The sequence below is a fragment of the Aliivibrio thorii genome, from assembly GCF_057368585.1.
Genome location: NZ_CM170654.1, coordinates 753,388 through 764,822, shown reverse-complemented (window position 1 = coordinate 764,822; position 11,435 = coordinate 753,388). Strand labels below are relative to the sequence as shown.

At 39.7% G+C, this 11,435-nt stretch carries 8 protein-coding genes; all 8 read right to left on the bottom strand.

Annotated elements, in window-relative coordinates:
* Positions 1 to 10: 10 nt before the first annotated feature.
* Entirely contained in the window at positions 11 to 430 is a 420-nt protein-coding gene (locus AC2IP4_RS03420; protein WP_375321020.1) for a flagellar protein FlaG, read from the bottom strand.
* Positions 431 to 554: 124 nt separating this feature from the next.
* Entirely contained in the window at positions 555 to 1,691 is a 1,137-nt protein-coding gene (locus AC2IP4_RS03415) for a flagellin (RefSeq protein WP_060991574.1), read from the bottom strand.
* 245 nt (positions 1,692 to 1,936) lie between these two features.
* Positions 1,937 to 3,064 (bottom strand): flagellin, encoded by a 1,128-nt coding sequence (locus AC2IP4_RS03410; RefSeq protein WP_486310557.1) that lies wholly within the window; start codon positions 3,062 to 3,064, stop codon positions 1,937 to 1,939.
* 400 nt (positions 3,065 to 3,464) lie between these two features.
* Positions 3,465 to 4,598 carry a flagellin gene (locus AC2IP4_RS03405; RefSeq protein ID WP_375321021.1) on the bottom strand — a complete coding sequence of 378 codons (1,134 nt, stop codon included), beginning with the start codon at positions 4,596 to 4,598 and terminating at the stop codon, positions 3,465 to 3,467.
* Positions 4,599 to 4,945: 347 nt separating this feature from the next.
* Entirely contained in the window at positions 4,946 to 6,079 is a 1,134-nt protein-coding gene (locus AC2IP4_RS03400) for a flagellin (protein ID WP_375321022.1), read from the bottom strand.
* A 297-nt stretch (positions 6,080 to 6,376) separates the two neighbouring features.
* Positions 6,377 to 7,516, bottom strand: coding sequence for a flagellin (locus AC2IP4_RS03395; RefSeq protein WP_375321023.1), 1,140 nt, complete (start codon positions 7,514 to 7,516; stop codon positions 6,377 to 6,379).
* Positions 7,517 to 8,168: 652 nt separating this feature from the next.
* Complete coding sequence (flgL, locus tag AC2IP4_RS03390) at positions 8,169 to 9,362, bottom strand: flagellar hook-associated protein FlgL (RefSeq protein WP_375321024.1); 1,194 nt, start codon at positions 9,360 to 9,362, stop codon at positions 8,169 to 8,171.
* 17 nt (positions 9,363 to 9,379) lie between these two features.
* Positions 9,380 to 11,260: a flagellar hook-associated protein FlgK gene (gene flgK, locus AC2IP4_RS03385; protein WP_375321025.1), complete on the bottom strand. Its 1,881-nt coding sequence runs from the start codon at positions 11,258 to 11,260 to the stop codon at positions 9,380 to 9,382.
* Positions 11,261 to 11,435 lie beyond the last annotated feature (175 nt).

Sequence of the window (11,435 nt, the reverse complement as noted above, 5' to 3'; positions counted from 1 at the left end):
AGTTAACGTTTTATATCCTCTCAGCTATCAATCCAGAGGCACTGGCAGCTAATTCTCTAGCAACTTCCAACATTTTGTCATCGGGGATTTGACGGATAATTTCACCAGAGCTGATTTCACGAACGGTAATAACCTGCCGCCCTGATTCGTCATCTAAATGAAATGATAATCCTCGTCCCATGCTTTTAACGTATTCATTCAGCTCTTTTACTGCATGATGAATTTCTTCTTTCTTTTTCGTTTCAAGCTTTTGCTCTGCTTCTACTACAATCGCTTGGCTTGGCGTCAATGTTTCTAACGATTCGCTTGCTGCTATTTTATTTATAGTATTAACAGATGATGTCGGTTGCTGATTAGAACTAGCAATTTGCGTGCCGTTATTGGAAGGTGAAGATGTGAGGACTGGTGAAGATACAAATGAGGGGTTCATAACTCTTTCCTCCTAATACGAAAAAAGACAGCAGGAGAGCGGCCCTGCTGTCATATTTCAGTAAGTGGGTTGACGATGAAGCCGCCCACCTACCTATTTAGGTATTATTAATTAATCGTGTAGATTAACGTAATAAACCTAGAGCAGCGTTAGGCGCTTGCTTAGCTTGAGCTAAGATAGAAGAGCTTGCTTGCTGTAGGATTTGTGCTTTAGTCATTTCAGTTGTTTCTTTCGCGAAATCAACGTCTTTGATTTGGCTCTTAGCAGCAGAAACGTTTTCGTTAATGTTGTCTAAGTTGTTGATTGTATGACCCATACGGTTTTGAGCAGCACCTAGCTCAGAACGGTGGCTATCAACAAATTTCATTGCTGCATCAACAACTGCTACTGCGTCTTGAGAACCAGCTACCGTTGTAACGTCGATGTTACCAACTGTTTTTTGAGCTTGAACAGCGTCAGACATACCAGTTTCGTTAGCTAGAGCACCAGAGAATTCGATTTCGCCTTCGATTGTGCCTTTAGCTGCAAATACTTGCAGTTTGCCATCTTCACCAACAGAAGCGCTAACTTTGTCAGTTTGGCCGTTGATGTAAGTTGCTACTTCTTCGATATCGTCGCCAGCTTTAGCGTTGATAGAAACAGATTGCTCTTCACCCGCTTTGTCTGTGAAAGAGATAGTCATGTTTGCGTCTTTACCAGCAGTCCAACCCGCAGCAACACCTTCTTTCGCAGTGAAAGATTGGCCACCCATGTTTGCTTCGTCAGCACGTAGATTGTTTAGAGTAAGCATTACTGCTTCACCTGAATCTGCACCAACTTGGAAAGATTTAGTACCGAAGTTACCGTTAAGTAGACGTGTGCCACCAAAAGAAGTTGTTTCTGCAATACGGTTCATTTCATCAGAAAGAGCCGTTACTTCTTGTTGGATCGCGCTACGGTCAGCGTCAGTGTTTGAACCATTTGACGATTGCAGCGCAAGATCACGCACACGAGAAAGGATGTTTGAAGTCTCTTTCATTGCGCCTTCAGCAGTTTGCATCATAGAGATGCCGTCGTTTGCGTTACGAACCGCTACGTCTAGACCACGAGTCTGCGTGTTTAAACGGTTGGAGATTTGTAGGCCAGCTGCATCATCTTTAGCACTGTTGATTTTGCTACCAGAAGACAGACGCTCCATTGATTGATTAACGTCAGATGTTGCGCTGTTTAGGTAACGCTGTGCAGTCATTGCTGATACGTTAGTATTTACTGTAATAGACATAAATAGATCTCCTAAGGAAAATTGTACAACAGTGGTTTGGTCTCATCCTCCAAACCAGCTATTGATTCTCACATATATTTATAAAGCGTATCTCTATGCACTTTGTAGACTCTCACCTCTACAAAATACATGCGGGATAGCCTAAGTTTAATTTTAAAAAGTAAGTCAGACTTACTCATGACCTGTTGGGAAGGAACTCAGCGTGTCGCATAAATTCCCATTCTCACAAGTATTTACTATGCTGATTAGCCCAACAGGCCTAATGCTGCATTTGGTGCCTGCTTAGCTTGAGCAAGGATAGACGAGCTCGCTTGTTGCAGGATTTGAGCTTTCGTCATTGCTGTCGTTTCTTTAGCAAAATCAACATCTTTGATTTGGCTGTTAGACGCATTAACGTTCTCATTAATATTTTCTAAGTTGTTGATAGCGTGACCAAAGCGGTTTTGGAAAGCACCTAGGTCAGCACGGTTTGAGTCAACGTATTCCATAGCTGAATCAAGAATAGCAACCGCTTTTTGTGAACCACCCACGGTAGTTACATCTATGCTTTTCACTGTATCGGCAACTTTATTACCCATACCTAATTCATTGCTTAATGAACCACTAAACTCAATGTCTGTTGCTTCTGCTGCTGCGAATACTTGCAGCTTGCCATCTTCAGTAACAGATGCGTTGATTGCGTTGCTTTGACCATTGATGTAAGTCGCTACTTCTTCAATATCATCGCCTGCTTTTGCATTGATTGAGATATTTTGCTCTTTGCCTTCTTTATCGACAAAGTTCATTGTTAATTCTGTGTTTTCTGCACTTACTGACCAATTTGCATCTTTACCTTCTGTCGCTGAGTAAGTATGTCCCCCCATCGCTGTTGTATCAGAACGCATGTTATTCAGTGTTAGCATTACCGCTTCACCTGAATCGGAACCGATTTGGAAAGATTTAGTACCAAACTGACCATTTAGTAGGCGAGAGCCACCAAACGATGTTGTTTCTGCAATACGGTTTAATTCGTCATTCAAAGCGACCACTTCTTCTTGAATCGCAGTACGGTCAGCGTGTGTATTTGAACCGTTTGAAGATTGAAGTGATAAATCACGCATACGTTGAAGGATGTTCGTTGTTTCGTTCATCGCACCTTCAGCAGTTTGCGCCATTGAGATACCATCATTTGCATTTCGAACTGCCACATCTAAGCCGCGAGCTTGAGAAGTTAGACGGTTTGAAATTTGTAGGCCAGCCGCATCATCTTTTGCACTGTTAATTTTAAGACCAGAAGACAAACGCTCCATTGAGCTGTTTAGGTCATTCGTTGTGCTGTTTAAGTAACGCTGTGCAGTCATTGCTGATACGTTTGTGTTTACATTGATAGCCATAATTTATTTCTCCACTTTGGTTCCGAATCACTCCGCTCCTGGACCGGAAACCGTATTAATCATCGTTGATACTTAACTTAACGACCGCGTTTTGAATTACTTTAGAAAAACTTTTAATTTTTTAAGTTTTTCTTTTTAAAGAATTTTCAAGCGATTTTCTTAATCGTCATGCCTTGTAATTAAGTTATCGCTCGCGTTCGGAAACTCTTTAGAGAAAAATGCAAAAAAATCGAAAATAATTTAAAACTCAGGTTAAATGTGAGGAAAATCACTTACTTTAGAGAGAAATAAATATTTATTGATGGTTTTACAAACAAAAAAAACCGAGGCAAGCCCCGGCTTTGGTATAGTGTGAGAGCACTATTACCTTAGAAGTAAGTAATTATTCTTAACGAACTAATTATCTCAGTAAACCAAGTGCAGCATTAGGTGCTTGCTTAGCTTGAGCTAAAATAGATGAACTTGCCTGTTGAAGAATTTGAGCTTTTGTCATTTCTGTCGTTTCTTTAGCAAAATCGACGTCTTTAATACGACTATTTGATGCAGATACATTTTCATTAATGCTATCTAAGTTTGAAATTGCGTGATTAAAGCGGTTTTGAAATGCACCAAGATCTGCTCGGTTAGAATCGACAAACTGCATTGCCGCATCTAGAATAGCAACGGCCTTTTGTGAACCACCAACAGTCGTTACATCAATGCTTTTTACGGTTTCAGCTTGAGCTGTACCCATATTTAATTCGCCAGCAAGAGAACCACCGAAGCTCACCTCCCCTTGAACTTTATCATTAGAGGTAACAATTTGAAGCTCACCCTTTTCTGATACAGAGGCATTAATTGAATCTGTTTGACCATTAATATACGTCGCTACTTGTTCGATATCATCGCCAGCTTTCGCATTAATCGTTAGTTCTTTCTCTTCACCCGCGTTGTTTAAAAACGACACAGTTAGTTCTGATTTCTCAGCATTTACTGACCAATCAGCACCCAGCTCTGTTTCTGCTTTATAACTTGTTCCGCCCATTGATGCCGAGTCTGAACGCATGTTATTTAAACTAAGCATTACCCCTTCACCAGAATCAGCACCGATTTGGAATGACTTTGTACCAAATTGGCCATTTAGAAGGCGAGAGCCACCAAACGACGTTGTTTCTGCGATACGGTTTAACTCATCATTTAATGCGCCAACCTCTTGTTGAATCGATTCACGATCAGCTGAAGTATTTGAACCATTTGAAGATTGAAGAGATAAATCACGCATACGTTGAAGGATGTTTGTCGATTCATTCATCGCACCTTCAGCCGTTTGTGCAATTGAAATACCGTCGTTTGCATTACGTACTGCTACATCTAAACCACGAGATTGTGACGTTAAACGGTTTGAGATTTGTAAACCTGCCGCATCGTCTTTTGCACTGTTAATTTTATAGCCAGAAGATAAGCGTTCCATTGATTTATTTACGCCATCCGTTGCACTATTCAGGTAACGCTGAGCTGTCATTGCCGATACGTTAGTATTTACTGTAATTGACATAGTTGTATCTCCGTTTAGTTTTCCGATTGTTTTCCGTTTTCGGAAAACTGAGCTTCATTATTTGGAACTAACAATGTTGCCATTAGCGCCTGATACTTAATGTAACGACGGTTAAAAATAAACCTTTATTGATTTTCTTATAAAATTATCGATTACTTTATAAACTATGATCGTGCTTCAAAGTTTTTTAAATTTGACAGAAAAATAGCTAAAGTTTTATGTTTATCATTAAAACCTCTTAAGCTATTGATATAAAAGAAATCTACTCAAGTTCTCATTAATAAATACCTTTTTACAGATAAAAAAAAACCAGCAAACGCTGGTTTTTTATACGTAAAGAACTAAAACTACCCAAGCAGCTTTAAAGCAACATCAGGTGCTTGCTTAGCTTGAGCCAATATTGTTGAACTCACTTGTTGTAATATCTGAGCTTTCATCATTTCAACTGTTTCTTTAGCAAAATCAGTATCTTCAATACGACTGTTCGATGCCGAGATGTTCTCATTAATATTATTTAGATTATTAATCGCATGACCAAAACGATTTTGAAAAGCACCTAAAGTAGCACGTTCTTTATCAACAAACCCCATTGCCGCATCTAACGTTGCAATGGCTTTTTGAGAACCGCCTACCGTTGTTAAATCCAAATCATTCACGGTATCAAATACAGCACCACCAATAGCCAATTCCGCAGATAATGAGCCACCAAAGGTCACTGCACTTGAGACTAGATCTCCGGCAGTAAATAACTGCAACTGACCTTTTTCATTTACGGATGCTTGAACGGTATCATTCTGTCCATTGATGTAAGTGGCTAACTCTTCAATATCATCGCCGGCTTTCGCTTCTATCGTAATCTCTTGAGCTTTTCCATTTTCATCAGCAAATGACATTGTTAAAGTTTGCTCACCTTCAGGTATAGTCCAACCTTTATTAAGCTGATTTTGTGAGGTGTAATGAAAACCACCCATCGCTAAGGTATCAGAGCGCATACTACCTAAAGTAAGTTGAACCGCTTCACCTGCATTAGCACCTATCTGGAAGGTTGATGTCCCAAATTGGCCATTCAATAAACGACGGCCACCAAAAGAAGTTGTTTCTGCAATGCGATTTAATTCATCATTTAAAGCATCAGCTTCTTCTTGGATCGCTTGTCTATCTTGCAAGGAATTTGAACCATTAGATGACTGCAAGGCTAAATCGCGCATACGCTGAAGGATGTTAGTCGATTCGTTCATCGCCCCTTCCGCCGTTTGAGCAATAGAGATCCCATCATTGGCATTACGGACAGCAACATTTAAACCGCTCATTTGAGCTTGCAGTCGATTGGATATTTGTAACCCTGCCGCATCATCTTTCGCGCTATTAATACGCTTACCCGAAGAAAGGCGTTCCATTGACTGGTTTAAATGCTCCGTCGCTTGATTCAAATATCGCTGTGCCGTCATGGCAGACACATTGGTGTTTACTGTCACTGTCATAATGACCTCTCAATAAAATAGCTCTTTGCTGATATAGCAAAGCAGACTCTTATAACGCTTTATCGGCATAAAAAAAATAAACTTAAGAGAAAAAGGATAGACAATACTTGAGAGGTAAGCAGAAAAGGGTAGCCCCAATTAAGGGGCATAAAGCTAGGTTGGTTTTTTATGAGGAGATCTGTGAGAAGAACACAAAAAACCAGTTACCTGAAGCTTGCACAACAATCAAATGAACAAGAGGATGATGAGAGATGAGAGCACCTCTTGTTCAATCTTAATGACTGTTGTTAGTTACTATTACTGCAGTAATTTTAGTGCAGCGTTTGGTAACTGTTTCGCTTGAGCAAGAATAGACGTACTAGACTGCTGAAGGATTTGTGCTTTTGTCATGTTTGTTGTTTCTTTAGCAAAATCAGTATCTTTGATTCGGCTGTTAGAAGCAGACACATTCTCTTGAATGTTTGACAAGTTGTTTATACTGTGACCTAAACGGTTTTGTTTAGCACCTAAATCAGCACGTTCGCGATCGATGTAAGCAAGTGCTGAATCAATAACGCCAACAGATGCTTGAGCATCACCAACAGAAGTTACGTCAAGTTTATCAACGGTAGCTTTCATACCAGAACCGCTAGCTAAGCCTAGTTCAGTCGCAAGGTTACCAGATACTGCTAACTCACCTTCAATAGATGGTTCAGCAACAAACAATTGAAGTTTACCTTCATCGCCAACAGATGCAGAGATCTTGTCTGATTGACCGTTGATGTAAGTCGCCAATTCTTCAATATCATCACCTGCTTTAGCACTAATATCGATAGAAACAGCTTCACCCTTTTTAGTTGTGAATTCTAATTTCAGGTCATTTTTGCCAGGTTCTACGTTCCAAGATGCATCTTTGCCGTTTTCAGAAACAAAACGTTGTCCTCCCATGCTGGCATCATCAGCACGAACTGAAGGTAACTTAATTAGGATTGCTTCACCTGCATTAGCACCTATTTGAAATGCAGACTCACCGAATTGACCATTAAGTAGGCGACGACCACCAAAAGAGGTTGTTTCAGCAATACGGTTTATTTCATCAGAAAGAGCGTGCACTTCTTCTTGAATAGAAGCACGATCTTGGTCTGAGTTAGAACCATTTGCCGCTTGCAATGATAAATCACGCATACGTTGAAGGATATTTGTCGATTCGTTCATCGCACCTTCAGCCGTTTGAGCGATAGAGATACCATCGTTCGCATTACGCACAGCAACGTCAAGACCGCGAGTCTGCGCTGTTAAACGGTTAGAAATTTGTAGACCAGCAGCGTCATCTTTTGCGCTGTTGATTTTAGTACCTGAAGACAAACGCTCCATTGAGTTGTTTAGATCGTTCGTTGCGTTATTTAGGTAACGCTGCGCAGTCATCGCAGATACGTTAGTATTTACATTTACAGCCATCGTTGCTCTCCTTTAGCTTCGTTTTCACGAAATCTAATTTCTGCTCTATTCAGAAATATTTAAAATTCATAGTTAAATATCAGCCACAATTGGCCAATGTTTTTCAATGTCATGTAATTTACATATCAAATCTCATGCCAAGATGAGAAGAAAATACATGAATTAATGACTGACATACAAAAGCAAAAAGAGTAACTCTACTTTGCCACTGTCATTCCACTATTTACCATTGGCAAACTGTGAGCGTCTCAGTCATAGTTATTAATTAGCATAAGCTGTGCCAATTTTAGGAAAAATACATTTTAAATTAAAAAAAACAATCAACTTATACAATTTCAATAAGTTAAATAGGGTTATTCAGTGTTACTTAACTCTTAACTTTCTATCTGAATTATTTTTTTGCCGCTTTTCAAGTCGATTTGCCGCTCTTTCCTCTTTAATGCTTCCGTCGTATCTCTCTTTATTTATATAAGAAAAACAAAATTCTTATTCATCTCAAAAATAAGTACTTATACATAATCAAAGACACATCAGCTGCGGAAAAAAACAAAGAGAAACGGCAATTCATTTCCCATATAAAAACTTATTATTCATACAGTTAAATTAAAAAAAGCCTAGCATCTCAGCTAGGCTTGTCATCAAACTTGTTAATTTACACGTAATTAAATAATGTAATGTCTTTTACTTTCCCGAAGGCTTGTTGGGAAGCCTGAAGTGCACGTGTATTTTCATTAAACTCAATCACAGCTTGAGCGTAATCTAAATCTTCAATCGAACTTAATGATTTTGAGATAGTTAAATCAAAATCTTGATGCTGTGATTCTTGCTGATCAAGCGTATTTTGCCTTGTACCCACTTCCGCTCTTGCTTGGCTTAAGTGAATAAATGCAGCATGAAATTCATCTGTTACTTGGTGTAACTCTGCTGTATTAGAAGCATCAGAGACATCTTTCAATGCAAATTCTTGTGCTTTCTTAAATGCATCAAAAATACTGATGGTTTTCTTTGGTTCAAGCGTAATGATATCGCCTGCTTTTAATTGACCACGAACTTGAATATCAACGCCTTCATATTTAATCCCTTCAGAAGGATCAAACTGTCCATTTTTTACCACGCTACCGTCTTGAGATAACTGATAATTATATTGACCATCTGCCCCCGCTTTAAAAGTGACTTCATAGGTAGATGGATCGGTATAATTAGAATTTGTTGCTTTTGAAAGCAGTAACTCAGACCCTTCTTGTAATGCATATTGTGGATCATAGTCCCCAAATGGATTTTTTATCTCAGTAAACAATTTACTACCAGAGTCATTCACTGCCACCTCAATAGAACCGGAAACCTTTAAGCTACGCTGATATTCATCACCTGCGTAAGCTACAGTTCCGTCATTCGCTCTAAAGAAAGGCTGTGTTTTCGACTTTGTACCTGAAAATAAATAGTTACCTGATTCATCTAACATGTTTGTTAGGTTTAAGAAGTTATCTGCAATACCTTTAATGTCTTGCGCATGAGCATAACGATCTTCTGGTGCAAGAGAACCGTTAATCAGTTCCATCACGCTGCGCTTTGCGTCATCAGCAAATTGCTCTGCATTCGCAATCGCAACCTCATGACGCTCTAAACGGTTACGCGCTAAGATAATGGTATCGCTGTATTGATGTAACTCTTCTTTCTTTTGCGTTAGGTTTTGCGCGTATAACGCAGCTACGGGGTCGTCACCTGCGGTTAATAGCTTTTTACCTGACGCCAGTTGTGCGCTATTTTGATGAACTTTCGCTTCTTGACGAGAAATATCATTCTGCACTGATTGGTAGTTATGAAAGCTTGAAATACGATTTAACATACTCTATTGCCTCCTAATTACGATAATTGCAAGATTGAATTAAACGTCTCATCTGCCGCTTTCATGATTCGAGAAGAGGCCATGTACGCTTGTTGGAATTTCATCATATTCGCTGCTTCTTCATCTAAGTTTACGCCAGCAACTGAAGCAACACGACTTTGCGCCGCTTCATTCTCTACACGTGAAACTTCAGATAAACGAGAAGCGGTGGCTTTTTTAAGACCAATTTCTGTATTTACGTTTTCGTATAGGTCAATCACCGTTGAGCGGCCTTCGTCCATTACTTTACGTGTCTGTAAGCCTTGCATTAGCAATAAGTTACCATTATCACCTTCTGATGGAACTAAGTTAGCCGCAAATTTATCATTTGCTGCTGCACCACCAGAAAGCTCAAAAGTAGTACCACCAACAGTTACTGGACCTTGAGGTGGGTACGTTTGTGGTTCTAATAACATTTTGCCTTTCATATCCAATACAGCAAATTGATTTGCCGCAGGAGAAATAACAACTTGGAACTCTTTTAATGGGCCAGCTTGTAATACTTTAAATTTAGCATTACCTGTTGCAAAGGTTGCTGAGCTTGCATAGCTTTGCGCGGCTATTTTCTCTGCTTCATTCATCTCAAGCTTCATTGTGCCTGCCGCTATACGCGTTGGGCGAAGTAATACACGCTCACCGGCACTTAGTGGTTCACGAATTTCAACTCGCATACCGTCTAAGAAAAAGGTCGATGGGTTACCGGTTGGGTCTAAGCGCTGAACTTCACCCGTAGGTCGGGTCACGGTATATTGGCTACCATCATATTTAAGAGCGTAATCCCCTGCTTTTAGTTGGCTAATATCATCAATAAATACGCCGACTTCAGCAGACGAGTCACCAGAAATGATAGCACGGCTACGGACTGCTTGTTCTGAATTCACATCAGAGAAAATATTTTCACCAACTTGACCACGTAAATCAATTGCTTGACTCTGTAAACGGTTAACTTCACTGCTGAAGCCAACAGCCACACGGCCTAGTTCATCCATAATTGTTGGGATTGTGCTATCACGCAATTCAAATAGTGACGATAATTTACCGCCAATACTATCATGTTGAATCGCTTTCATTCCCTTACCTTCAACCATTGCTAGTCGGCGCTGTAATGGGTCAGGAGAACCTGCAATCATTTTCAATTCACTTGCATTTGTGCCAGACACAAGCATGTGTCCACCACCAATTAATACATTGAATGAATTCTCGTTGTCACGCTTAGTGATCGTTACTTTTGTGTATTGAGATAGCTCTTTAATTAACTTTTCATGACGATCCATTAGGTCATTGTGCGGACCTGGGGTCTTAACCATCATTTTGTTAATGTCTTTTAACTCAAGAGCAATGGCATTCATACGCTCTACAGTTAGATCCATCTTCTTATTTACATCTGCATTTTGCTGACGCACATTTTCGTAAAAATCGTTCAAGCTTTGTGAAACAAGACGTGATTTTTCAAGGACTACTTTACGCGCACCGATTTCGTTAGGGCTATCGGCAAGAGTTTTTACGGCATCAAACCAATCATTGATGTTTTCAGGAATACGTTTAGCGCCAATAGACGACATCATATTCGTTAGAACATCTAGGTTAGCTTCTGTATCCATAGAGTAATTAAGGTTAGTTGTTGATAGGTTCAGTTCATTCGTTGCAAACTGATCAAACGAACGTCGCACAGCGGCAACATGCACGCCTGCGCCGAGGTTTGCACCCGAAACCCAATGAGGCATATTTGTTTCTTGAACAACCGATTGACGACTAAAGCCTTCAGTATTAACGTTGTTAATATTATGACTGGTCGTATTCAGTTGACGCTGCGCCGTAAGCACACCTTGTGTACCCAAATGTAGCAGATCAAGTCCCATGTAGCCTCCAAAAAAACTCTATAAAAGATGCAATAAATATTTCCTAACGAATCTAATATAGCAATCAATGTGCCAACTTTTATTTCCTTTAATATCAATAAAATAGAAGCTAAAATGCTCATTACGACTCCTCATTGCCTCTTTCTAATCTATTTTATTGCCTTTCTTTGCCTCT

What these genes read in the sequence shown, in the direction of transcription:
- AC2IP4_RS03420 (WP_375321020.1), bottom strand. Translation starts at nt 430, where the DNA reads ATGAACCCCTCATTTGTATCTTCACCAGTCCTCACATCTTCACCTTCC.
- AC2IP4_RS03410 (WP_486310557.1), bottom strand. Translation starts at nt 3,064, where the DNA reads ATGGCTATCAATGTAAACACAAACGTATCAGCAATGACTGCACAGCGT.
- AC2IP4_RS03395 (WP_375321023.1), bottom strand. Translation starts at nt 7,516, where the DNA reads ATGGCTGTAAATGTAAATACTAACGTATCTGCGATGACTGCGCAGCGT.
- flgL (WP_375321024.1), bottom strand. Translation starts at nt 9,362, where the DNA reads ATGTTAAATCGTATTTCAAGCTTTCATAACTACCAATCAGTGCAGAAT.
- AC2IP4_RS03405 (WP_375321021.1), bottom strand. Translation starts at nt 4,598, where the DNA reads ATGTCAATTACAGTAAATACTAACGTATCGGCAATGACAGCTCAGCGT.
- AC2IP4_RS03415 (WP_060991574.1), bottom strand. Translation starts at nt 1,691, where the DNA reads ATGTCTATTACAGTAAATACTAACGTATCAGCAATGACTGCACAGCGT.
- flgK (WP_375321025.1), bottom strand. Translation starts at nt 11,260, where the DNA reads ATGGGACTTGATCTGCTACATTTGGGTACACAAGGTGTGCTTACGGCG.
- AC2IP4_RS03400 (WP_375321022.1), bottom strand. Translation starts at nt 6,079, where the DNA reads ATGACAGTGACAGTAAACACCAATGTGTCTGCCATGACGGCACAGCGA.